General features: G+C 70.6%; 11 protein-coding genes. All 11 read left to right on the top strand.

Going from position 1 to position 25,104, the window contains the following annotated elements; all coding sequences use genetic code 11:
- Positions 1–19: 19 nt before the first annotated feature.
- The 11 genes from AC1Q6P_RS10560 to AC1Q6P_RS10510 all read left to right on the top strand — a co-directional run bounded on the left by AC1Q6P_RS10560 (position 20) and on the right by AC1Q6P_RS10510 (position 25,053).
- Positions 20–1,030 (top strand): SIS domain-containing protein, encoded by a 1,011-nt coding sequence (locus tag AC1Q6P_RS10560; protein WP_492665224.1) that lies wholly within the window; start codon positions 20–22, stop codon positions 1,028–1,030.
- 15 nt (positions 1,031–1,045) lie between these two features.
- Positions 1,046–2,521, top strand: coding sequence for a beta-N-acetylhexosaminidase (gene nagZ, locus AC1Q6P_RS10555; protein WP_492665168.1), 1,476 nt, complete (start codon positions 1,046–1,048; stop codon positions 2,519–2,521).
- A 36-nt stretch (positions 2,522–2,557) separates the two neighbouring features.
- Positions 2,558–3,892 (top strand): MFS transporter, encoded by a 1,335-nt coding sequence (locus AC1Q6P_RS10550; protein WP_492665167.1) that lies wholly within the window; start codon positions 2,558–2,560, stop codon positions 3,890–3,892.
- Positions 3,889–4,845 (top strand): glycoside hydrolase family 16 protein, encoded by a 957-nt coding sequence (locus tag AC1Q6P_RS10545; RefSeq protein ID WP_492665166.1) that lies wholly within the window; start codon positions 3,889–3,891, stop codon positions 4,843–4,845. The genes AC1Q6P_RS10550 and AC1Q6P_RS10545 overlap by 4 nt, the downstream gene beginning before the upstream one ends.
- Before the next feature lie 86 nt (positions 4,846–4,931).
- Positions 4,932–6,002 (top strand): acyltransferase family protein, encoded by a 1,071-nt coding sequence (locus AC1Q6P_RS10540; protein WP_492665165.1) that lies wholly within the window; start codon positions 4,932–4,934, stop codon positions 6,000–6,002.
- 318 nt (positions 6,003–6,320) lie between these two features.
- On the top strand, positions 6,321–6,533 hold the full coding sequence (locus tag AC1Q6P_RS10535; RefSeq protein WP_171829044.1) for an MbtH family protein: 213 nt from the start codon (positions 6,321–6,323) through the stop codon (positions 6,531–6,533).
- A gap of 103 nt (positions 6,534–6,636) precedes the next feature.
- Positions 6,637–7,785, top strand: a complete 1,149-nt coding sequence (locus AC1Q6P_RS10530; RefSeq protein ID WP_492665164.1) for an acyl-CoA dehydrogenase family protein — start codon at positions 6,637–6,639, stop codon at positions 7,783–7,785.
- 92 nt (positions 7,786–7,877) lie between these two features.
- Positions 7,878–9,038: an acyl-CoA dehydrogenase family protein gene (locus AC1Q6P_RS10525; RefSeq protein WP_492665163.1), complete on the top strand. Its 1,161-nt coding sequence runs from the start codon at positions 7,878–7,880 to the stop codon at positions 9,036–9,038.
- A 65-nt stretch (positions 9,039–9,103) separates the two neighbouring features.
- A complete protein-coding gene (locus AC1Q6P_RS10520; protein WP_492665162.1) occupies positions 9,104–10,912 on the top strand; it encodes a non-ribosomal peptide synthetase in 1,809 nt (602 codons plus the stop codon).
- Positions 10,909–17,394, top strand: a complete 6,486-nt coding sequence (locus AC1Q6P_RS10515; protein WP_492665161.1) for an amino acid adenylation domain-containing protein — start codon at positions 10,909–10,911, stop codon at positions 17,392–17,394. The genes AC1Q6P_RS10520 and AC1Q6P_RS10515 overlap by 4 nt, the downstream gene beginning before the upstream one ends.
- Before the next feature lie 27 nt (positions 17,395–17,421).
- The gene (locus tag AC1Q6P_RS10510) at positions 17,422–25,053 is read left to right on the top strand and encodes a hybrid non-ribosomal peptide synthetase/type I polyketide synthase (RefSeq protein ID WP_492665160.1); all 7,632 of its coding nucleotides are present in this window, start codon (positions 17,422–17,424) and stop codon (positions 25,051–25,053) included.
- Positions 25,054–25,104: the final 51 nt, after the last annotated feature.

The following is a 25,104-nucleotide window of genomic DNA, read 5'->3' as shown; positions in this document are numbered from 1 at the left end:
GTTGGTGCATGCCTCGCGCATGTTGCAAGAAGCCCTGAGTGCCCCCGCCGCTGTCGCACACCAGCTGGCCCATGACCAGAACGCCTACGCTGAGCTGGGCGAGGCCCTGCGCGAGCAGCCGCCCACGGCCCTCTTGACCGTGGCCCGTGGCAGCTCGGACCATGCCGCCCATTACATGGCCTATCTGATGATGGCGCGCATGGGCCGCCTGGTGACTTCGCTGCCGATGTCGCTGGTGACCCTGTACCAAAGCAAGATCGTCTGCGACGGCCTGGTGTCCCTGGCCTTCTCGCAATCGGGCCAAAGCCCCGATCTGGTCGCACCGACCAAGTTCTTCCGTGAAGGCGGTGCCCGCACCGTGGCTTTCGTCAATGCCGAGAGCTCGCCCCTGGCCGATGCCGCGCAGTTTGTGTTCCCGCTGCGCTCGGGCCCCGAGCTGAGCGTGGCCGCCACCAAGAGCTATATCGCCCAGCTGGTGGCCGGCGCCCGCGTGGTGGCCGCCTGGAGTGGCGATGAAGACCTGCAGGCTGGCTTGCAGCAGCTGCCCTCGGCCCTGGAAGAAGCGGCCAAGCAGCGTTGGGATGTGGCGGTGGACGTGCTCAAGGGCGCGGACAAGCTCTTCGTCATCGGCCGTGGCACGGGCCTGCCCATCGCCATGGAAGCGGCGCTGAAGTTCAAGGAAACCTGCGGCATCCAGGCCGAGGCCTTCTCGGGCGCCGAGGTCAAGCATGGCCCCATGGCCCTGGTGGACGAGGGCTACCCCATGCTGGTGTTCGCGCCGCGTGGCCCGGCCCAGGCCGGCCTGATTGCCCTGGCCGAGGAAATGCGCGGCCGTGGTGCCCGCGTGCTGCTGGCTGCGCCGGCCGGCACGCCCGGCGCCGAGCTGCCCCTGGCCTGCACCGGCAATGAAGACCTGGACCCGATCGCCGTGGTGCAGAGCTTCTACCCCATGGTGGAAGCCCTGGCCCGCGCCCGCGGCCGCAACCCGGATGCGCCGCCGCATCTGGCCAAGGTCACCAAGACGAACTGATCGGGGCCGGCTGTCATGACTGCTTTTCATCCCGGCCAGCTGGTGATGGTCGACATCCAGGGCAAGTCCCTGGACGCGGCCACCGCCGAGTTCCTGCGCGCCAACCAGGTGCGCGCCGTCTGCCTGTTCCGCAAGAACCTGGGCACCGAAGCCGAAGTGCGCCAGCTGACCCGCGATCTGCGCGAGGTCATGGGCCCCGGCGCCCTGATCGGCCTTGACCAGGAAGGCGGCTCGGTGGTACGCGCCACCTTCCTGCCGCAGGCGCCCTCGGCCATGGCCTTGGGTGCGGCCGATGACGCCGCCCTGGCCGAGAAGGTCGGCGCCGCGGTCGCTCGCGGCCTGGCGTCCATCGGTGTGAACTGGAACTTCGCACCGGTGCTGGACATCAACAACAACCCGGCCAACCCGGTGATCGCCGAGCGCAGCTTCTCCGAAGATGCCGATGATGTGACCCGTTTGGCCGGCGCCTGGATGGCCGGCTCGCTGCGCGAAGGCGTGGCCTGCTGCGTCAAGCATTTCCCCGGCCATGGCGACACCCATGTGGACTCGCACCTGGCCCTGCCGACGGTGGACAAGAGCCGCGCCGAGCTGGATGCGCTGGAGTTGCGCCCCTTCAAGGCCTTGCGTGATGTGGCACCCGCCGTGATGACGGCTCACATCGTCTACCCGCAGATCGACCCCGATCACCCGGCCACCTTGTCGACCAAGATCCTGGGCGACATCCTGCGCCGTGAGTGGGGCTACGACGGCGTGGTCATCACCGACGCGCTGATGATGAAGGCCATCTTCGAGCGCTACGGCTACGCCCGCGCCGCCGTGATGGCCATCCAGGCCGGTGCCGACATGATCCTGGCCCAGGGTTCGCTGGACGAGCAGGGCCAGTCCATCCAGGCCTTGAAAGATGCCTTCGAGCGCGGCGAGCTGACCCTGGAGCAGGGCCGCATTGCCGCCGCCCGCCTGGACAAGCTGGCCGCCGCCTACCCGGTGCGTCACGACGACTACCAGGGCGAGCCGCGCGGCGCCGATGACCGCCTGATGCGCCAGGCCTGGGCCGCCGGCCTGACCGCCTTGCGCGGCGCCACGCCGCCGGCCCGCGACGCGGCGCTGCGCGTGTTCGTGCAGCCCGAGGTGCCGACCGATGGCGTCTCGGAAGCCGGCCCCTCGGGCGCGCAAATCGTCGAGCTCTTCCGTGCCTTCCCGAATGCCCGGATCGAGTTTGTGGACGACATCCTCGCCCTGGACTGGGCCACGGTGCCGCAGGACGGGCGCCTGAACATCGTCGCCTCGACCCACCGCATGCGTTACGGCCAGAACGCCCGCGCCTGGACGCCCGATCTGCATCTCGTGCTCTGGAACCCCTTCCAGGCCCTCGATGTGCCGGGACCGACCGTGGTGAGCTGGGGTTATGCCGATGGTGCCCTGGCCGGCCTGCAGGCATGGTTGCAGGGCGAGCATGTGGCCGCTGCGCAGTCGCCTGTGCGTCTGGACTGACGCCCTTTCCCTCTCCACCCTGGGGCTTGTTGAGACATGAACACCACCACCTTGAACGCCGAGCGCACCGAGACCTCCATGAGCCCAGCCGACACGAAGAACAAGGCCCGCGCGCCCGGCACCTGGGTGCTGAGTCTGTACTTCCTGCAGGGCTTGCCCTTCTTCATGGTCAATCTGGTCTCGGCCCTGATGTTCAAGAGCCTGGGTGTGTCCAACGAGGACATCACGCGCTGGACCGGTCTGCTCGGTCTGGCCTGGGTGTTCAAGCCCCTGTGGAGCCCGCTGCTGGAGCTGGCCCCGAGCAAGAAGTGGATGGTGATCAGCTTCCAGGCCCTGGGCGCTGTGGCGCTGGGCCTGATCGCGCTCTCGCTCAATCTGCCGAGCTTCTTTGTCATCTGCATCGCCTTGCTGGCGGTCGCCGCGATTGCTTCCGCCTCGCATGACATCGTCTGCGACGGGCTCTACATCGCCACCCTGAGCGGCAAGCAACGCGCCGTGTGGGCGGGCTGGCTGGGCACCTGCTTCAACGGCTCCAAGCTCTTTGCCATGGGCGGCCTGGTGATCCTCGCCGGCACGCTGGAGAAGAGCGCCGGCCCGGTGGTGGCCTGGGCCACGGTCTTCGGCATCGCGGCCGTGACCATGGCGGTGCTGGCGGCCTACCACGTCTGGGCCTTGCCCGACACGCGCAGCAGCGTCGAGGCCGGCGGCAGCATCGAAGTGGCCGGCACCCTGGGCGATGTGATTCGCAGCTTCTTCAAGCTCGAAGGCGTGTGGGTGGCCATCGCCTTCATCATCCTGTTCCGCGCCGGCGAGGCCCAGGTGCAGGCCATGGGCCCGCTGTTCATGAAGGACGCCCGCGAACTCGGCGGCCTGGGCATGGCCACCACCGAGGTGGGCCTGTCCTACGGCACGGCCGGCACCCTGGCCTTTCTGGCGGGCAGCATTGCCTCGGGTTACTTCACCGCCTGGCTGGGTCTGCGCCGCGCCATGATCTGGCTGCTGTTGGCGATGAACCTGCCCAATCTGGCTTTCTATGCGCTGGCGGTGAGCCAGACCACCAACCTCTGGTGGATCTCCCTGGCCGTGAGCCTGGAGACCTTCGGTTATGGCTTCGGCTTTGTCGCGGTGATCCTTTTCATGATGCAGTTCGTGGCCAAGAGCAAGTACCAGACCGCGCACTACGCCATCGCCACGGGCTTCATGGCCCTGGGCTATGTGATCTTCAAGGCCATCAGCGGCGATGTTCAGAAGTTGCTGGGCTATCAGAACTTTTTCCTCTGGGTGGTGCTCTCGGCGATTCCGGTGTTCCTGATGCTCAAGGTGCTGCCGATTCGCGAGGACGAAGCGGCTGAGCCCAAGCCCGAAGCATGAAGACCGTTTCTGCGGTGCGCGTGGGCTTGCGCATCGGCGCGCTCACGCTGGGATTGAGCTCGCTGCTGGTGCCGGTTGTGGCGGCTCCAGCGGCCAGCTCCGCGCCTGCACCGGCCGGCCTGTTCTTCGACGACTTCAACTACCGCGACCTGAGCGGCCTTTGGGCCCAGGGCTGGACGCCGCGCAGCAAGGCCGGCCATCCCGGCGTGACCGGTGCGCGCTGGAGCGCCGAGCAGCTGAGCCTGGTCGATGATCCTCAGCAAGCCGGCAACCGCCTGCTGCGCCTGTCCGCGCAGACCGACGGCAGCGGCGCCGGCACGGCCCAGGCTCAGATCTGCCACCAGCGCAAGTACCTGGAAGGCACGTATGCGGCGCGCCTGCGCTTCAGCGATGCGCCGGTGCGCGGTGTCGACGGCGACCCGGTGATCCAGACCTTTTATGTGGTGGCGCCCTTGCGCCATGACTTCGATCCCGAGTTCAGCGAGATCGACTGGGAATACCTGCCCAACGGCGGCTGGGGCAGCGAGAAGACGCGGCTCTACGGTATCGCCTGGCAGACCGTGCAGCTCGAGCCCTGGAAGAGCTACAACCAGTCGCACGAAGAGTTCACCAACCTGAATGGCTGGCACCAGCTGCTGATGCAGGTGTCAGGGGGCCAGGTCAAGCTCTTCCTCGATGGCCGGCAGCTGGCGGCCCATGGCGGCCGCAACTATCCGGTCTCGCTGATGTCCATCAACTTCAACCTCTGGTTCTCGCCCGGCGGCCTGCTGCCGGCCAGCAGCCAGGCGCGCGCGTACGAGCAGGATGTGGACTGGGTCTTTCATGCTCGCAACAAGGTGCTGAGCCCGGCCGAGGTCGATGCCGAGGTCAAGCGCCTGCGCGCCGGCGGCGTGGCCCAGCTGGACACGGTGCCCGCGCCAGAGCCGGCGCTCAGCAGCCTGTGTGATTTCTGATGCCGGGTGCAGCGTCCCCGCGCCCCAGCCGGGCGGGGCGGTGACCGAGTGTTTTTGTGTGAGTGTGATGGAAAGGGCGGGCCGCGATGAGCGCTAGCCAACGGTATGCATCGGTGGACGCTTTGCGAGGTCTGGCCGTGGCCGCCATGCTGCTGGTCAACAACCCCGGCGATTGGGGCCATGTCTACGCGCCTCTGGAACATTCGGCCTGGCATGGCTGCACGCCGACCGACTGGATCTTCCCCTTCTTCCTATTCATCGTCGGCGTCTCGCTGGCCCTGGCCCTGGGACCGCGGCTTGATGCGCAGGCGCCGATCGCGCCCTTGCGCCGCACGGTGCTGATCCGCGCGGCACGCATCCTGGCCCTGGGTCTTGTGCTGCACCTGCTGGCCTGGTGGTTGATGGGCAAGCCCGAGCTGCGCATCCCGGGTGTGCTGCAGCGCATCGCGATCTGTTTTGCGCTCAGCGGCGTGGTGGTCCTGCATTTGCGCCGCTCGGCCCAGCAATGGGGCTTGCTGGCGCTGCTGCTGCTGGGCTACGGCCTGCTGCTGGCCTGGGGCGGCAGCCTCGACAAGGTCGGCAACATCGCCTCGCGCTGGGACGCCGCCTTGTTCGGTCGCTTTGGCTATGAGTGGAATGCGGCCACCGGCCTGGGCCACGATCCGGAAGGCCTGATCAGCACCCTGGGCGCGCTGGCCACCAGCCTGCTGGGCCTGCAAGCCGGCCAGTACCTGCGCCGCGCCCAGCGGCAAAACCTCTGGCTGCTCGGTCTGGGCAGTGCCTGTCTGGGCCTGCTGGTGGCTGAATTCCAGCCGCTCAACAAGCAGCTCTGGACGCCGAGCTTTGTGCTCTGGACCGGCGGCCTCGGCGCCCTGGCCCTGGCCCTGGCTCACCGCCTGATCGACCAGGCCGGCTGGCCGGCCCTGGGCCGCAGCTTCGGTGTCAACGCCATCGCCGCGTATGCCGGCGCCTGGATGTGCACCGTCATCCTCGAAGGCTTCGGCCTGATGGCGCCGCTCTATGCCGGCGCCTTTGGCTGGATCGATCGGCTGGCCGGCCCTTTCAATGCCTCTCTGGCCTTTGCCATTGCTTTCGTCGCGGTGTGGGCGTTGATCGTGCGCTTGCTCGACAAGCGCGGCCTCCACTTCAAGGTCTGAACGGCGCCAGCGCGCAGCACGCGCCCGACGCCGGAACGGCGCTTGTTCATCGCCCGGATCTACCCGCTTGATTGCTGACGCGCTGCTTCAGCGGCTTTGGTGTGGCCCGATTCCGAGGGGCGGGCTGCCATGGCGCGCCCTCATGTTCGACGCATGCAAACCGTTAGTGGCTCTCAACTGGTATTTTCTATGCCGCCTAAGTAGAAAGCCACTTGACTACCAATAAAAGACCAATCAGCATTGCGGCATGCAGTAAAGAAACCCTCGGACGCAGTACCAAAGAGGGTGCCACCGGTTCAATGACCCGCGGAGGAGACGATGTCTGACGCAGCTGAGGTGCAGTACGAAGTGGTAGTCAACGGCGAGGACCAGTACTCGATCTGGCCCGCCGATCGGCCTTTGCCCACAGGCTGGCAGGCGGTGGGCGTGCGTGGTCCCAAGGCCACCTGCCTGGCCCATATCGAGGCCGTCTGGGTCGATATGCGGCCGCGTTCGCTGCGTCAGTTCATGGAGCAGCAAGCCGCCCAGTGAGGTGGCCAAGAGGGGCCGGCGCCGCACAGACGGCGCGGGCTGGGTTGGGCAGGAGCGATCTCGCGCCCTTGGAGCGCAGCGCTTTCCTTGGCGGGGCTGTGAGATGTTTCCACTGGAATCACCGTGGCTGGACGCGGAGTTGCTGAGCTATCGGGACAGCGTGCGCCGCTTTGTCCGCGAGCAGCTCGAGCCGCAGCAGCCGCGCTGGCATGCCCAGGGGCATGTGGATTGCGAAGCTTGGCTGGCCGCCGGGCAGCTGGGCTGCCTGCTGGCCGATGTGCCCGAAGCCTATGGCGGTGCCGGTGGAGATTTCCGCCATATGGCGGTGTTTTGGGCCGCTCTGGCCGAGGTCGGCGATACGGCTTTTGGTGCGCCCTTGCAGGCCGTCGTGGCCCGCTATCTGCTCCACCACGGCACTGAGGCGCAGAAGCAGCGCCATCTGCCGGCGCTGGCGGCGGGCCGCAGCATTGCGGCCATTGCCATCACCGAGCCGGCGGCAGGCAGCGATCTGCAGGGCCTGAAGTGTCGCGCGGTGCCGCATGAGGGCGGCTATCGGATCAACGGCAGTAAGTGTTTTGTCTCCAACGGCCATCTGGCCGATCTCGTGCTGCTGGCCGTGCGGACCGATGAGCGGCCGGGGCCGAAGTCGCTGTCGCTGATGCTGGTCGAAACGGCCGGGCTGCGCGGCTTTGAGCGTGGGCCGATCGAGCCGCTGCTGGGCCGCCCGGGGCATGACTGCTGTGAACTGTTCTTCAACGAGGTCTGGCTGCCGGCCGAGGCGCTGCTCGGCGGCGAGGCGGGCAAAGGCCTGGCCCAGTTGCGCCGCCAGCTGGGCTATGAGCGCGCCATGCTCGGCGTGATGGCGCAGGCCAGCATGGAACGAGCGCTGGCGCTGACGCTGGAGCACAGCCGCAGCCGACGGATCTATGGCCAGCCGCTGTTCGACTTGCAGCACACCCGCTTCACGCTGGCCGAGGTGCAGGCCCATGTCGTGATGGGCCGCCTGCTGGTCGACCACTGCATTGCTGCGCAACTGGAAGGCCGGCTCGACGAAGCGACCGCAGCGCTGGCCAAGTGGCGGCTCAGCGAGATGCAGGGCGAGGTGATGGATCGCTGTCTGCAGCTGTTTGGTGGCGCTGGTTATGCGCGCGAACACCCGATGGCCAGGCTTTATGCCGATGCGCGCGTGCAGCGCATCTACGGTGGTGCGAATGAATTGATGAAGGAAGTGGTCGCCTACGCCCTGCCGTGACGCGGGCGAGCGAGATTGATTGATTGAGAAACGCAGTCAGGTGAGGAAGCCGGCCAGTCGAGCGGTGCCCAGCATCTTTTGAGGAGTTGAGCATGAACGAAGCCCTTGGGGCGGCGCTGCAGGCGGGCGACATCATGCGCCGCGCCGAGGCCCTGGTGCCCATGCTGCGCGAGCGCAGCGTTGAGATCGACGAGGCCCGCGCGTTGCCGGCCGATGTGGTGGACGCGCTGCGCAACAGCGGCGCTTTCCGCATGCTGATGCCGCGCGCCTGGGGCGGGCCGGAGATGACGCCGATGGCGATCAACGATGTGCTGGAAGTGCTGGCCAGTGGCAATGCCTCGGCCGCCTGGTGCGCGATGATCCAGATGGACGGGGGGCTCTACAGCGGCATGCTCGATGCACAGGTGCGGCGCGAGCTGTTTCCCTCGCTGGACCTGGCCACCTCCAATGTGCTGCGCATCAGCGGCTATGCGCAGGTGGTTGAGGGCGGCTTCATCGTCGACGGCCGCTGGGCCTATGCCAGCGGTTGCGGCCATGCCGACTGGTTTGCTGGCGCCGTGGTGCTGCATGAGGGCGATCGCGACAAGCCCCTGCTCGACGCCCAGGGCCGGCCGCGCCACTGCATGCTGCTGATGGCGCCGCGCTCGCTGAACCGGCTGGACACCTGGCAGACGCTGGGCCTGCGCGGCACCGGCAGCCATGACCTCGAAGCCGTGCAGCTCTTTGTGCCCGAGGCCCATGCCTTTTCGCTTGATGCGCCGGGGCACGAGGGCGCCATCTACCGCTGGCCGGCGGTGCTGTGCGGCAAGATGCCCGGCGTGCCGCTGGGCATTGCCCGCGCCGCGCTGCAGGAAGCCCGCGCGATGATGAGCCAGCGCCAGGACCTGCCGCCGATCTGGGCGCTGGCCCTGGCCGAGGCGCACACCGCCTATCACGGCGCGCGCGCCCATGTGCGCCAGTCGCTGCAGGCGATCTGGGAACGGCTACAGGCCGGCGAGACGCCCAGCACCGAGGAGCGGGTCGACGTCTTCCTGGCCCGCAGCGAGGCCTTTCACCGCGCCCGCCATGCGGTCGAGGTGCTGTTCGATGCCCTCGGCGGCGGCGCAATCTACAGCGAGCGCAGCTCGCTGGAGCGCCATTTGCGTGATCTGAACACCGCCTGCCAGCACATCATGGCCCAGCGCCAGGGCCAGCTGCCGGCGGCGCAGCTGCTGCTCGGCCGCGAAGACGCCGCCCAGTTCGCCTTTCTCTGAACCCTGACTGGCTGCCGGCCCACTGCCCCTGCGGTGGCCGAGCGGCAGCCTGCGCGGAGCGCTAGATGCCGATGACTGATGCCTTGCCGGAAACGGCAAACACCTGGACTGAACTGTGGCTGGCCCAGTGCGACCGTGACCCTGCTGCGCCGGCGCTGCTCAGCGCCGTGCCCGGCCAGATGGGCTTGTGGAACCGGCGCGAGCTGGAGCAGCGTATCGAGGCCTGGGCCAAGCGCTTGCGCGAGTGCGGCATCGGTGCTGGCGACAGCGTGGCGGTGCTGCTGCCTCGCGGCCCGGCGCTGGTTTCGGCCTGGCTGAGCCTGCAGCGCCTGGGAGCCGCCTTTGTACCGCTCGATCCCGCCTACCCGGCCGCACGCCAGCAGCTGATCATCAATGACGCCGCGGTCGTGGCCCTGCTCAGCGATGCCGAGCAGGCCGAGCTGCTGCCGCCTGGCGTGGCCTGCATCGACGTCAGCGCCTGGGGTGAGGGCCTGCCCGCGGGTGAAAGTGCGGCAGCAGTGCTCACCCACCCCGAGCAGCTGGCCTACCGGCTCTACACCTCGGGCTCGACCGGACGGCCCAAGGGTGTGCTGGTCGGCCAGCGCGGTCTGGCGACGCTGGTGCGCGCGCAGGCCGAGGCCTTTGATCTCGGCCCCGGGGACCGCGTGCTGCAGTTCGCCAGCCCCGGCTTTGATGCCGCCGTCGCCGAGACCCTGGTCAGCCTGGGCGCCGGGGCAACACTGGTGCTGGCGCCGCAGGCCGAGCTGATGCCCGGCGAGGCCCTGGCGCGCACGGCTCAGCACCTGGCCATCACCGCGATGACCTTGCCGCCATCGGCCTTGGCGGTGATGCCCGCCGACAGTCTGGCGACCGTGCGCAGCCTGGTCCTTGCCGGCGAGGCTTGCCCGGCGCAGCTGGTGGCGCGCTGGTCGATCGGACGGCGCATGGTCAATGCCTATGGGCCGACCGAGGCCACCGTCTGCGCCAGCGTCAGCGCTCCCTTGAGCGGGGCGCTGACGCCGCCGATTGGCTATCTGCTGCCCGGCTTCGAGGCGCTGCTGCTCGACGCGGAGGGTCAGGTCTTGCCTGGTGCTGAAAGCGGCGTCAGCGGCGCCAGCGGCGAGCTTTGCCTGGGTGGGCCCGCTCTGGCCTGGGGTTATGCCGGCTTGCCGGGCTTGACGGCCGAGCGCTTCGTGCCGCATCCGCGTGGCTGCGGTGGCGAGCGCCTCTATCGCACCGGCGATCGGGTGCGTCGCCGCGACGACGGGCAGTTCGAGTTCCTCGGCCGCGTCGACGAGCAGATCAAGCTGCGCGGCTTCCGCATCGAGCCCGGCGAGATCGAGGCACTGCTGGGCGCTGAGGCGGGCGTGGCCGCTGTCAAGGTCTGCCTGCGCCAGTTGAACGAGACGCAGCAGGCGCTGGTCGCCTATGTCCATGCGCACGACGGCGCCTCGCTCGATCGCCAGGCACTGCGCCGGGCGCTGCAGGCGCGGCTGCCGGCGCATATGGTGCCCTCGCATCTGGTGCTGCTCGATCCGTGGCCGGCCAACAGCCATGGCAAGCTCGACACCCAGGCGCTGCCGCTGCCGTGTGCAGCCGACAGCTGGGCCGGCCAGGAGGCGGCGGACGACAGCCTGCCGCGGGATGAACGTGAGAACGCGCTGGCGGCCGTCTTTGCCGAGGTACTGGGCCTGGCCGAGGTGCCTTGCAATGCCAGCTTCTTCGACCTGGGCGGCCATTCGCTCAGCGCCACGCGGCTGCTGAGCCGGCTGCGCGCGCGCTGGCCATCCAGTGCCGATCTGGACCTCGAACAGCTCTTCGATGCGCCCAGCGTCCGCGAACTGGCGCTCTTGTTGGCCGGGGCTTCGCGATGACTCTGCAGCAGCGCCCGGCCCTGTCCGCCGCCCAGCGGCGGCTGTGGTTCATCGATCGGCTGATGGGCCCACAGCCGGCCTATCACATCGTGCTGGCCCTGGATCTGCACGGACAGCTGAACGTCAAGGCGCTGCAGCAGGCCTTGGAGGATGTGGTCGAGCGCCACGAGGCGCTGCGCACCGTCTTTCCGGACGAGCAGGGTGAGCCCTGGCAGCGCGTGCTGCCGGCCGGCCCGGGCCTGCCGCCGCTGCGCCATGCCTGCCTGGCTGCGGGTGTCAGCGAAGCACAGCTGGAACAGCAGCTCGCCGATGAGGCCGATCAGGCCTTTGACCTCGTGCATCAAGGCCCGCTGCGCGCGCTGTGCCTGCGCCTCAGCGCCAGCCACCATGTGCTGCAGCTGGTGCTGCACCATATCGCCGGCGATGGCTGGTCCATCGTGCCGCTGGCCGAAGATCTTGGCCAGGCTTATGCGGCGCGCTGCACAGGCCAGGCGCCGGCCTGGTCGCCCTTGCCGCTGCAATACATCGAGTTCAGCCAGCAGCAGGCCCGTCAATTGGGCGACGCGACCGATCCTGACAGCCTGCAGGCGCGGCAGCGCGCCTACTGGGTCGAGCGCCTGCAGGGCGCGGTGCCCCTGTGCAGCCTGCCCACCGACCGGCCGCGGCCGGCCCAGACCAGCCATCGAGGCGCGACGCTGCGCTTTCAGGTCCCGGCGCCGCTGTTGGCTGGCTTGATGGCGCTGGCGCGGGCTGAGCGCGCGACGCTGTTCATGGTCCTGCAAACGGCCATGGCCCTGCTGCTGAACCGCCAGGGCGCCGGCGAAGACATCGTCGTCGGCAGCCCGATTGCCGGCCGCGAGGACGAATCGCTCTACGGCCTGGTTGGCTTCTTCGCCAACACCTGGGTGCTGCGCAGCCACTGCCGCGGCGAAGACAGCCTGCTGGCCCTGCTGCGCCAGGTGCGCCAGCGTTGCCTGGAGGCCTACCGCCATCAGTCCCTGCCTTTTGACCGCCTGGTCGAGGCGCTGCGGCCCGAGCGCAGCCTGGCGCAGCACCCGCTGTTCCAGGTCATGCTGGTGCTGCAGAACAACGAGACGCCGGGCTTCCACCTCGACGGCTTGCAGGCGCGCCAGCGCGCCATCGCCCATCGCGGCGCCAAGTTCGATCTCAGCATCAATTTGTTCGAGACCCGTGCCTCGCGCGAGCAGGGCCTGGCAGCCGAGATCGAATACGCCACCGACTTGTATGACGAGGCGAGCGTGCAGGGCTTTGCGCGCCGCTTCATCCACGTGCTGGAACAGCTGGTGCGCGAGCCGCAGGCGCGGGTGGGCGGTGGTTGGTGGCTGCTGCCGGGCGAGCGCGAGGCGCTGCTGCGCCAGCCGCCTGTCGAGCCTTTTGCACAAGCCTTCGATCAACGCCCGCTGCACGAGCAGCTGCTGGACCTGGCCACGCGCCACGCCAGCCGGCCGGCACTGCTGGATGAGACCCAGCAGCTCAGCTACGCCGAACTGGCCGAAGCGCTGCGCCGCCAGGCCACGGTGCTGCGCCGCTGGGGCGTGGGGCGCGGCGTCGTCGTTGGCCTGCATCTGAACCGCGGCGTGGCCACGGCGGTCGCGCAACTGGCCGTGCTGGCCGCCGGTGGCGCCTTCCTGCCGCTGGACCCGGCCTACCCGGCCGCGCGGCTGGCCTACATGCTCGGCGACGCACAGCCGCTGCTGGTGCTCAGCGAACACGAGGCGCCGCCGCAAGACCTGACCCCGCTGCCGGGCTGGCGCTCGCTGGCCGCGCTGCAAGCCGAAGCAGAAGCCATCGAGCCCGAGCCACTGCCCGCGGTGCAAGGTGCCGACCTGGCCTATGTGATCTACACCTCCGGCTCGACCGGCCAGCCCAAGGGCGTGCTGCTGGGTCATCGCGGCCTCAGCCACCTGACCCACGCGCAAGGCCGGCTGTTCGACATCCAGCCGGGCCAGCGGGTGCTGCAATTCGCCTCGCTGAACTTTGACGCCTCGGTGTCCGAGCTGGCCACCACGCTGGCCGCCGGCGCGCTCTTGTGCATCCCCTCGCGCGAGGCGCTGATGCCGGGGGCGGCGCTGCAAGCCACGCTGCAGGACTGGGCCATCGAGGTGGCCACGCTGCCGCCGGTGGCGCTGAATCTGCTGGACGCCGAGACGCTGCCCGAGCTGCGCCTGTTGATCACCGCCGGTGAAGCCTGCCCGGCGGCGCTGGCGGCACGCTGGCTGCCGGGCCGGCGCTTGCTCAATGCCTACGGGCCCACCGAGCTGACCGTCTGCGCCACGGCCCAAACGCTGCAAGCCGAACAGCTGGAACAAGGCGTGGTGCCCATCGGCCAACCGATCGCCAATGCGCGCGCCTATGTGCTGGACGAGCAGGGCGAACCGGTGCCAGCCGGCGTGACCGGCGAGCTCTGGCTCGGTGGCGAAGGCCTGGCCTGGGGTTACCTCGGCCGAGCCGGCATGACGGCCGAACGCTTTGTGCCCGACGCGCTGAGCGGCCAGGCCGGGGCGCGGCTCTACCGCTCCGGCGATCTGGCGCGCTGGCGGCGTGATGGCACGCTGGAATTCCTCGGTCGCAAGGACGATCAGCTCAAGCTGCGCGGCATCCGCGTCGAGCTCGGCGAGGTGCAGGGCGCGCTGGCGGCGCTGCCGGGCGTGCAGGCGGCGGCGGTGCTGGTGCAGCGCGATGCAATGCAGCAGCCGGAGCTGGTCGGCGCACTGGTCGCCCCGGGGCAGACGGCCGTGCAGCTGCGCCAGGCGCTGGCCCAGCGGCTGCCGGAGCACCTGCTGCCGGGCCGGCTGCTGCTGCTCGAGGCGCTGCCGCAGACGGCCAATGGCAAGGTCGACAAGGCGGCGCTCGAGCGGCTGCTGGCCGAGCGGCCGCGCGAGGACGCTGCCGCCTACGAGGCGCCGCAAACCGAGCTGCAGCAGCAGCTGGCGCAGCTGTGGCAGCAGCTCTTGGGTTGCGAGCGGGTCGGGCTCAACGACCACTTCTTCCTGCTCGGCGGACATTCGCTGCTGGCCGCCCAGGTGATGGCCCGGGCGCAGACCCAGCTGGGCGTGGCGCTGCCGCTGAAGACGCTGTTCGAGGCGCCGGTGCTGGCGCAGCTGGCCGCGCGCTTTGAGCAGGCGCTGGCCGGTGAGCCGGGGACCGCAGCACTTGAAATGCCGGCGGGCCCGGCGCAGTTTCTCGATGCCGATCCTGCCGCTGCGCCGCAGCTCTCGCGGGCCCAGCAGCGCCTCTGGGTGCTGGACCAGCTGCAGCCCGGCGCGGCCGACTATGTGCTGCCCACAGCACGCTGGCTGCAGCTCGATGGCGAGGTCTGGCCCAGCGCCAGCAGCCTGGCGGCGGCGCTCGGTCAGCTGCTGCAGCGCCACCAGGTGCTGCGCACCGCGCTGGCCGGCGATGCGCAGGGCCGGCCGCAGGCCTTGCCGCTGGAGGCGGCCGTTGATGTGCGCTGGCAGAGGGTGCCGGCGGCGGCACTCGATGAGGCCCTGCAGCATGCCTTGCTGCAGCCCTTTGATCTCGCCCGAGGCCCCTTGCTGCGCGCTCAGGTCTGGCAAACCGGCGCGCAGGAGGCGCTGCTGCTGATCGAGTTGCACCATGCGGTGGCCGATGGCTGGTCGGTGCCGCTGCTGTGGAGCGAACTGGGCGAGTTGTGGAAGGCTGCAGTGGCGGGCCTTGCCGCGCTGGACTGCTGCCTGGCGCCGCTGCCGTTGCAATTCCATCACTGGGCACGCGCCGAGCAGAGCTGGCTGGACAGCCCGGCGGCCGAGGCACAGCGGCGCTACTGGCAACAGGCCCTGGCCGGTGCGCCGGCCGCTGCCGAGCTGCCGCTGGACCGGCCGCGCAGCGCCACCCTGGCGCCGGCCGGAGCCTGGCAGCGCTTCGAGCTGGGCGCGCCGCAGGCGCAGGCCTGGGCCGACTGGGGCCGTGCGCAAGGCCTGACCCCCTTCATGGCCTGGCTGGCCCTGCTGCAGCTGTGGCTGGTGCGGCTCACCGGTCAGGCCGAGGTCTGCGTCGGCGCGCCGGTCTCGCACCGGCCGGACCAGCGTCTGGAAGGTCTGATCGGTTTTTTCGTCAACACCGTGGTGCTGCGTGGCCGGCCGCAGCTCAACGGCCCGCTGAGCGATTGGCTGCGGCAGGTGCGCGAGCAGGTGCTGGCCGCGCTGGCCCATCAGGACCTGCCTTTTGATGCCGTCGTCGAGGCGCTGCAGCCGCGGCGCGAGCCGGGTCGCACCCCGCTGTTCGAAGTCATGCTGGTGATGAACCCGGGCCAGGGCGAAGCCGGTGACTGGGGGCCGGGCCTGCGCACTCGTGCGGCCGAGCTGCCGGCCGCGGTCAGCAAGTTCGACCTCAGCCTGCTCGTGCAGCCGCAATCCGACGGCCGCATCGCGCTGGCCTTTGAATACCGCACGGCGCTCTTTGATGCCGCCAGCGTGGCGGCCTGGGCCGACAGCCTGCTGGCGCTGCAGCGGGCGATGATGAGCGCCGGCAGTGCGCGGCTGGCCGCACTGCCCCTGCTCTCGACGGCGCAGCAGCAGGCCTTGCTGCAGCTCGGCGGCGGCGAGCCGCTGCCGGCCGTGCCGGCACAGGGCGTGCTGGGGCTGTACCGCCAGCAGGCGCTCCGCCAGCCCGAGGCCGACGCCCTGCTGCTGGGCCAGAGCAGGCTCAGCCATGGCGCGCTGCACCGCCAGGCGCTGGCGCTGGCGCGGCGGCTGCGCAGTCTTGGCGTCAGGCCTGGCGACCGGGTGGCCCTGTGTGCCAGCCGCTCGCTTGAGATGGGCATCGGCTTGATGGGCATCCTGCTGGCCGGGGCCGCTTATGTGCCTATCGACCCGCATTACCCGGCGGCGCGCCGTCAGTTCATGCTGGAGGACGCGCAGCCGCGGCTGTTGCTGAGCCCGGCGGCCTGGGCCAGCGAGACGCTGCCCTGGCTGGACCTGGCGCAGGACTGGGCCGCCTTGGCAAGCCAGGACGAGGGGCTGGCCTCGGGTTCGGATGACTGGGGCCCGAGCCATGTCGACCAGCTGGCCTACCTGATCTACACCTCGGGCTCGACCGGCCAGCCCAAGGGCGTGGCCGTGGCCCACCGCAGCCTCTGGGCCTCGACCGAGGCGCGCTGGCGTTACTACGGGCCGCTGGGCCGCTATCTGCTGCTCTCGTCCTTTGCCTTCGACAGCTCGGTGGCCGCTCTGTTCGGCGTGCTCGGCGCCGGCGGCTGCCTGGTGATGCCATCGGACGAGGCGCTGCAGGACCCGGCCGCGCTGGCCCGGCTGGTGCTGGCGCAGCGCGTCAACACATTGCTGTGCGTGCCCTCGCTGTGGCAGGAGATGCTGCTGGGCTGGCCCGCTGGGGGATGCGGTGAGTTGCAACGCGTGATCCTGGCCGGCGAGGCCTGCCCGCCGGCGCTGCTGGCGCAGACCCGCGTGCGCTGGCCGGCCTTGCAGCTGTTCAATGAATACGGGCCGACCGAGGCCAGCGTCTGGTCCAGCGTCTGGCAGATGCCGGCTGAGTTTGCTTCGGTTGCGACGGCCCGACCGACTCCGATCGGCCGCCCGATCGCCGGGGCCCGGCTCTATGTGCTCGACGAACGCGGCGAGCTGCTGCCGCCCGGCGCCCAGGGCGAGCTGTGCATAGGCGGCCGCGGCGTCAGCCAGGGCTATGCCGGCCGGCCGGGCCTGAGCGCCGAGCGCTTTGGCGTTGACCCCTGGGGCGAGCCTGGCACGCGGCTCTATCGCAGCGGCGACCGGGTGCGCTGGCGCCACGATGGGCAGCTCGAGTTCCTCGGCCGCTTCGACCATCAGCTGAAGCTGCGCGGCCTGCGCGTCGAACTCGGCGAGATCGAGGCGGCGCTGACGGCTCAGCCCGGCGTGCGCGAGGCGGTGGTGTTGGCGCGGGCCCTGGGCAGCGAGGCCGAGCCGCAGCTGATTGCCTACCTCGGCGCCGACGGCACCGAGTCGGAGCACCCGCCTGTCAGCCAGAACCTGCGCGACGCGCTGCTGGCCCGGCTGCCCAGCTATATGGTGCCGGCGCACTGGGTCTGGATCGAGCGCTGGCCGCTGACACCTAACGGCAAGATTGACCGCGCCGCGCTGCCCGATCCGCAGCGCCAGCGCGCCACCGGCCTCGCTGCCCAGGGCGCCATTGAGCAGGCGCTGGCGCCGTTGTTTGCCGAGCTGCTGGGCCTGGCCCAGGTCGGCCGCGAGGACAACTTCTTCGAACTCGGCGGCAGCTCGCTGCTGGCCGTCAAGCTGCACCGCCGCATTGATGCGCTGTGGCCGCAGCGCCTGCAGGTCGTCGACCTGTTCCGCTGGCCCACGGTGCAGGGCCTCGCTCAGCAGCTGCAGGGCCGCAGCGCTGGCAGTACACCGACTGAGGGTGCGGCTGATGCGGCCCGGCTGCGCGGCGAGGCCCGCCGCCAGCGCCTGCAACGCCCGCGCGCCGGCGAGCGACCCGCCGCCTGACACGACATTCAGACAGGACTTCATCCCATGCATTCCCTCCCGCACGCCGAGAGCAACGACGCTAGCAACGACGACAGCGATCCCGCGCTGAGCCTGGCCATCATCGGCATGGCCGGTCGCTTCCCGCAGGCCGAGACGCTGGACGCCTTCTGGCAGCTGCTGATCGAGGGCCGCGAGGGCATTCGCCGCTTCAGCGTCGAGGAGCTGCGCCAGGCCGGCGTGCCCGAGGAGGAGTTCTCGCAGCCCGACTATGTGCCGGCCGGCGCGGTGATCGAGGACGTGGCCGGCTTTGATGCCGCCTTCTTTGCGATGAACCCGCGCGAGGCGGCCTGCACCGATCCACAGCAGCGGCTCTTCCTCGAAGTGGCCTGGGCGGCGCTGGAGCATGCCGGGGTCGACCCGCAGCGCGAGCCGGGCCGTATCGGCATCTTTGCCGGCAGTTCGCGCAACCAGTACCTGGTCGATCATCTGCTGAGCCAGCCCGAGGCCCAGCTGCCCGGCGCGCTGCAGCTGGTGATGGGCAATGACAAGGACTACATCGCCGGTCGCAGCGCCTACAAGCTGGGCCTGACCGGGCCGGCCGTCAATGTGCAATCGGCCTGTTCGACCTCGCTGGTCGCCGTGCACCTGGCGGCGCAAAGCGTGCTCAACGGCGAGTGCGAGCTGGCGCTGGCCGGCGCCGCCTCGCTGACCCGCCTGGGCACGCAGGGCTATGTCTATACCGAGGGCGGCATCGCCGCGCCTGATGGCCATTGCCGGCCCTTCGATGCCGGCGCCCAGGGCACGGTGCCGGGCTGCGGTGTGGCCGCCGTGGTGTTGAAGCGGCTGGACCGGGCGCTGGCCGATGGTGATCTCGTCCACGCCGTCATCCGCGGCTCGGCCATCAACAACGATGGCCGCGACAAGAGCAGCTTCACCGCGCCCTCGGTGGCCGGGCAGGCGGCGGTGATTGCCGAGGCCCTGGCGGTGGCCGGTCTGGAGCCGCAGGACATCGACTTCATCGAGGCGCATGGCACGGCGACGGCGCTGGGTGATCCGATTGAGGTCACGGCGCTGCAGCAGGTCTATGGCGCGGCCGGCGTGCCGGCCGGCGCGGTGGTGCTCGGCTCGCTGAAATCGAACTTCGGCCATATGGACGCCTGCTCCGGTGTCGCTGGCCTGATCAAGACGGTGCTGGCCTTGCAGCACGCCGCGCTGCCGCCGACGCTGCACTACCAGCAGCCCAATCCCAATATCGACTTTGCTGCCAGTGCTTTTCGCGTCAGCGCCGCCGCCGAGCCCTGGCCGGCGCGCGGCCGGCCGCGGCGGGCGGCGGTCAGCAGCTTTGGCGTGGGCGGCACCAATGCCCATGTGGTGCTGGAGCAGGCGCCGGCTGCGGCGCACGACGCTGAAGCAACGGCCGGGGCTCAGCTGCTGGTCCTCAGCGCTCGCAGCCGCAGCGCGCTGCAGGCCCAGCAAGCGGCGCTGCTCGCGCATTGGAACGCTCATCCCGAGCTCGATGCCGGCGCGGTTGCGGCGACGCTGTGGCATGGCCGCCAGCAGCTGCGCTGGCGCGCGGCGCTGGCCTGCAGCGATGCTGCCGATGCCCGCCAGCGTCTGGCTCAGCCGCTGCCGGTGCGCGAGGCGCCAGCACAGCGGCCGGCGCTGGTCTTCATGTTCCCCGGCCAGGGCGCCCAGCAGCTGGGCATGGGCCGTGCACTGGCCGCGCAACTGCCGGGCTTTGCCGCCGAGTTGCAGGCCTGCAATGCGGTGCTGCAGCGGCTCGGCTGGGGCCATGATCTGCTGGACTTGATCTGGGCCGAGGGCGGCGACAAGGCGCGCGCCGAACAGCTGCTCGCGCAGACCGAGCTGACCCAGCCGGCGCTGTTCGCGATCGAATGGTCGCTGGCCACGGTGCTGCGCCTGCTCGGCCTGGAGCCGGACGCGATGATTGGCCACAGCCTCGGCGAATGGGTGGCCGCCGCGCAGGCCGGCGTGTTCACGCGCGATCAGGCGCTGGAGGCGGTCATGTGGCGCGGGCGTCTGATGGCGGCGCAGCCCACCGGGCGCATGCTGGCCGTCGGTCTCGGCGAAGCGGCGGCCGAGGCGCTGTTGGGCCCGGGGCTGTGGCTGGCCGCCGTCAACGGACCGGCGCAATGCAGCCTGTCTGGCGAGGCGGCGGCGCTCGCGGCACTGGCCGCGCGGCTGCAGGCCGAGGGCGTGGCCTGCCAGTGGCTGGCCACCTCGCACGCCTATCACAGCGGCCTGATGCAGGGCGCGCTGGCGCCGTTTGGCGAGCTGCTGTCGCGCTGGCAGCTGCAGGCGCCGCAGCGGCCCTTTATTTCCAATGTCAGCGGCGACTGGATACGCGCCGAAGATGCACAGTCGGTCGCCTACTGGCAGCAGCAGCTGCTGGCGCCGGTGCGCTTCCATGCCGGGCTGCAGACGGTGGCGCCGGGCGCGGCCTTGCTGCTGGAACTGGGCCCCGGCCGCGCGCTCAGCCGCATGGCCGGCGCCTGCTGGCCCGACGATGCCAGCCGCCTGGCCCTGCCGCTGCAGCCCAAGGCCGATGCCTCGGGCAGCCAGGGCACGGCGGAAGGCTGGCGCCAGTGGCTCGATGCCTGGGCGCAGGCCTGGACCTTTGGCCTGGCCCTGCCCGCTGCGCTGCAGCCACGCGCACAGTGCAAGGCAGTGCTGCCCAGCTATCCCTTCGAACATGAGCCGCATTGGGTGCCGGCCTCGCGCACGGCGCCGGCCGGTGGCCGCCGCGCCGAGCTGCGCGACTGGTGCGGCCTGCCCAGCTGGCAGCGCCTGCCGGCCGGTCCGCGTGTTCAGCCGCAGGCCCAGTCACAGGCCCAGCCACGGCGCTGGTACCTGGCCCGTGAGCAGGCCCAGGGCCAGTCCTGGCTGCCGCGTGCCGCCGGCTGGCGTTCGGTGCAGGCGCCGGGCCCGCAGTCCTCGGCCTGGTCGCATTGGCTGGAGGAATGGCGCGAGCAATGGCGCAGCGCGCCGGGCGCCGTGGTCTGCGCCTGGGGCCTGGCCGAGCCACTGACACCGCGGCAGGAATTCCTCTCGCTGCAGCAGTTGCTGCGCGGCCTGGCCGCCGATGTGCAGGCGCTGGATCTGGCCGAACCGCTGCCGGTGCAACTGCTCTGCCGCGGCAGTGCGGCCGTGCTCGATGGCGAGGCGCTGCTGCCGGCGCGTGCCGTCTGGCGCGGCCTGGTCGGCACGGCGGCGGCCGAATGGCCGCAGCTGGCGCTGCAGCTGATTGATCTGGGCGCCGAAGCGCCGAGCGAAGCGCAGGCCGAGCGGCTGGGTCTGGCGTCCACGGCGGCTGCCGCGCTGGAACCCTGGTGGCAGGCCTGGCGGGGCCAGAGCCGCTGGGTGGCCGCTGAGTTCAGTGGCAGCGTCGAGCAACTGCCCTCCGGGTTCTCGCTGCCGAGCGGCAGCCATGTGCTGATCAGCGGTGGCCTGGGCGGCATGGGCCTGACGTTTGCGCGCGCCCTGGCTGGCAGCGTGGCCGATCTGCGCCTGACGCTGCTGGGCCGCAGTCCGCTGGAGCAGGGGCCGGCCGCTGTCGTCGCGCAGCGCCGCGAGGCCTTGCGCGAGCTGCAAGGGCTGGGCGCGCAGCTGCGCTATCTGGCGCTGGATGTGGCCGATGCGGCGGCACTGCAGGCGCTGGCGCAGGACTGCGCCCGCCCCGACGCCTTCGGCGGGCCGGTGAACGCGATCCTGCATACCGCCGGGGTGGCCGGCGGTGCGCTGCTCGACCAGCTCGACGAAGCGGCACTCGATGCCGTGTTCGCCCCCAAGGTGCAGGGCAGCCTGAATCTGCTGCAGGCCTTCGACGGTCCGGCACTGCAGGTCATGCTGATGTGCAGCTCGCTGAGCCCCTGGGCGCCGGGGCTGGGCCAGGCGCATTACGCCGCGGCCAATGCCTTCCAGGCCGCACTGGCGCAAGCCTGGCGTGGTGTGGCGCGGCTGGTGGCGGTGGACTGGTGCGCCTGGAGCGAGGTCGGCATGGCCGCCAGGATCAGCGGCTCGCTGGCCCAGGCCGGCGGCCACAACGAGATCCAGCCGGCCCAGGCCGCCCGGCTGCTGCCGCTGCTGCTGGGCTCAAGCGAGCCGCTGTGGATGGTGTCGCCGCAGCCGCTGGCCCAGGTCCAGCAGCAGACGGCCGTCTTCAATCGCGAACTGCTGCAAGGCAAGCTGCCCGACGCCGAGCTGCCGGATCTTGCAGCCGATGAGGGCGCTTCGACGCTGCAACGCCGCGTGTCGGCGCTGTGGCAGCAGCTGCTCGGTGTGGCGGCACCCGCATCGGACGCCGACTTCTTTGCGCTTGGCGGACATTCGCTGCTGGCCACGCAGCTGCTGGCTCAGCTGCGCCGCCAGCTGCAGCTGGAGCTGCCGCAGAACTTTGTCTTCGAGCATCCCGGCTTTGCGTCGATGTGCGCGGCGCTGGAGGCGCTGCAGGCCGCCGGCGCCGAGGCACCTGCAGAAGCGGCGACCGAAGCGTCGCCAATCGAGCCGAGCGATGAGCATCCGGCCTCTTTTGCCCAGCAGCGCATGTGGATGCTGGAGCAGATGGCGCAGGGCGCGCCGCTGTACCACATGCCCTCGGCCTGGTGGCTGGATGGTGGTGTGGATGAGCAGGCGCTGGAGCAGGCCTTGCAGCAGCTGTTGGCTCGCCACGAGGTGCTGCGCAGCGGCCTGCATTGGAGCGAGATCGGCTTGGTGCAGCGTGCGCTGCCGCCGCCGGCACGTCTGCTGCACACCGAGGCCTTCGAGGGCGAGGCCGAGGCAGCGCTGGCGCTGGCCCGCCAGTGGATTGCTGAGCCTTTTGCGCTGCAGCAGGGGCAGATGATCAAGGCGCGGCTGTGGCGCTGGGCCGATGGCCGCGCGCTGTTCGTGCTCTGCCAGCACCACATCGCGTCCGACGGCTGGTCCACCGGCATTCTGTTGCGCGAGCTGCAGCAGGCCTATCGCGCCGCCCTTGCTGGACAAAGCCCCGCGTGGCCGGCGCTGCCCATGCAGTACCGCGACTACGCGCGGGCGCAGCGCGAGCTGCTGCGCGGCCCGCGGCTGGAGCGCCAGCTGGCCCATTGGCGCGAGCGCCTGGCCGATGCGCCGCTGCTGAGCAGCTGGCCGGCCGACCGGGCCCGGCCGCCGCTGCCGTCCAGCACCGGCGGCGTGCTGCAGTTCGAGCTGAGCGCCTCGCTGTGCCAGGGCCTGCAAGGGCTGGCGCAGGCGCATCAGGCCACGCTGTTCATGACGCTGATGTGCGCCCATATGCTGATGCTGGCGCGGCTCAGCGGGCAGGATGAGGTGTGCGTCGGCACGCCGGTGGCCGGCCGCCAGCAGGAGGGCTGGGAGCCGCTGGTTGGCTTCTTTGTCAACACGCTGGTGCTGCGGGCTCGTTTCCCCGCCGAGCAGACGCTGAGCCAGGCCTTGTCGGCGGTGCGTCAGGTCGCGCTGGATGCGTTTGCGCACCAGGACCTGCCGTTTGAGCAGGTGGTGGAGCAGCTGCAGCTGCCGCGCGACAGCAGCCGCACGCCGCTGTTCCAGACCCTGCTGACGCTGCAGGCCGGCAACACCCAGGCGCTGGACCTGGCCGAGCTGAGCAGCCGTGCCGAAGCGTTGCATCCGGGCGGCTCGCAGTTCGATGTCTCGCTGAGCCTGACGCCGCTGCAGCAGGGACTCGGCGTCAGCATCGAGTACCGCCGCGATCTCTTCGATGCCGAGACGGTGCAGCGCCAGGCCGCCCGCTTCATCCACGTGCTGGAACAGCTGGTGCGCGAGCCGCAGGCGCGGGTGGGCGGTGGCTGGTGGCTGCTGCCGGGCGAGCGCGAGGCGCTGCTGCGCCAGCCGCCTGTCGAGCCTTTTGCACAAGCCTTCGATCAACGCCCGCTGCACGAGCAGCTGCTGGACCTGGCCACGCGCCACGCCAGCCGGCCGGCACTGCTGGATGAGACCCAGCAGCTCAGCTACGCCGAACTGGCCGAAGCGCTGCGCCGCCAGGCCACGGTGCTGCGCCGCTGGGGCGTGGGGCGCGGCGTCGTCGTTGGCCTGCATCTGAACCGCGGCGTGGCCACGGCGGTCGCGCAACTGGCCGTGCTGGCCGCCGGTGGCGCCTTCCTGCCGCTGGACCCGGCCTACCCGGCCGCGCGGCTGGCCTACATGCTCGGCGACGCCCGGCCCCTGCTGGTGCTCAGCGAACACGAGGCGCCGCCGCAAGACCTGACCCTGGTGCCGGGCTGGCGCTCGCTGGCCGCGCTGCAGACGGAAGCTGCCGCGACCGAACCGCAGCCGCTGCCCGCGGTGCAAGGCGCCGACCTGGCCTATGTCATCTACACCTCCGGCTCGACCGGCCAGCCCAAGGGCGTGCTGCTGGGCCATCGCGGCCTCAGCCACCTGACTCACGCGCAGGGCCGGCTGTTCGACATCCAGCCGGGCCAGCGGGTGCTGCAATTCGCCTCGCTGAACTTCGACGCCTCGGTGTCCGAGCTGGCCACCACGCTGGCCGCCGGGGCGCTCCTGTGCATCCCCTCGCGCGAGGCGCTGATGCCGGGGGCGGCGCTGCAAGCCACGCTGCAGGACTGGGCCATCGAGGTGGCCACGCTGCCGCCGGTGGCGCTGAATCTGCTGGACGCCGAGACGCTGCCCGAGCTGCGCCTGTTGATCACCGCCGGCGAAGCCTGCCCGGCGGCGCTGGCGGCCCGCTGGCTGCCGGGCCGGCGCCTGCTCAATGCCTACGGCCCGACCGAGCTGACCGTCTGCGCCACGGCCCAAACGCTGCAAGCCGAACAGCTGGAACAAGGCGTGGTGCCCATCGGCCAACCGATCGCCAATGCGCGCGCCTATGTGCTGGACGAGCAGGGCGAACCGGTGCCAGCCGGCGTGACCGGCGAGCTCTGGCTCGGTGGCGAAGGCCTGGCCTGGGGTTACCTCGGCCGAGCCGGCATGACGGCCGAACGCTTTGTGCCCGACGCGCTGAGCGGCCAGGCCGGGGCGCGGCTCTACCGCTCCGGCGATCTGGCGCGCTGGCGGCGTGATGGCACGCTGGAATTCCTCGGCCGCAGCGACGATCAGCTCAAGCTGCGCGGCATCCGCGTCGAGCTCGGCGAGGTGCAGGGCGCGCTGGCGGCGCTGCCGGGCGTGCAGGCGGCGGCGGTGCTGGTGCAGCGCAGTGCACAGCAGCAGATGCAGCAGCCGGAGCTGGTCGGCGTGCTGGTGGCTCCGGGGCAGACGGCCGTGCAGCTGCGCCAGGCGCTGGCCCAGCGGCTGCCGGAGCATCTGCTGCCGGGCCGGCTGCTGCTGCTGGAGGCACTGCCGCAGACGGCCAATGGCAAGGTCGACAAGGCCGCGCTCGAGCGGCTGCTGGCCGAGCGGCCGCGCGAGGACGCTGCGGCCTACGAGGCGCCGCAAACCGAGCTGCAGCAGCAGCTGGCGCAGCTGTGGCAGCAGCTCTTGGGCTGCGAGCGGGTCGGGCTCAACGACCACTTCTTCCTGCTCGGCGGACATTCGCTGCTGGCCACGCGTTTGACGGTGCAGCTGCGCGAGCAGCTGGGCTTGACGCTGTCGCTGCGTGATCTGTTCGAGACGCCACTGCTGGCCGATCTGGCGGCGCGCTGCGAGGCCTTGCAGCAAGCGGCTGCCGAGCTGGACGACATCGAGTATTGAGCCGCGCAAGCGGCATAGGCGCCGGGCCCGCAGGGGCCTTGGACGCTGGAG

Source organism: Roseateles sp. GW835-FHT13E02 (assembly GCF_058794035.1).
The sequence above is the reverse complement of the archived record's forward strand: the minus strand, read 5'-3'. Positions and strand labels throughout refer to the sequence as shown.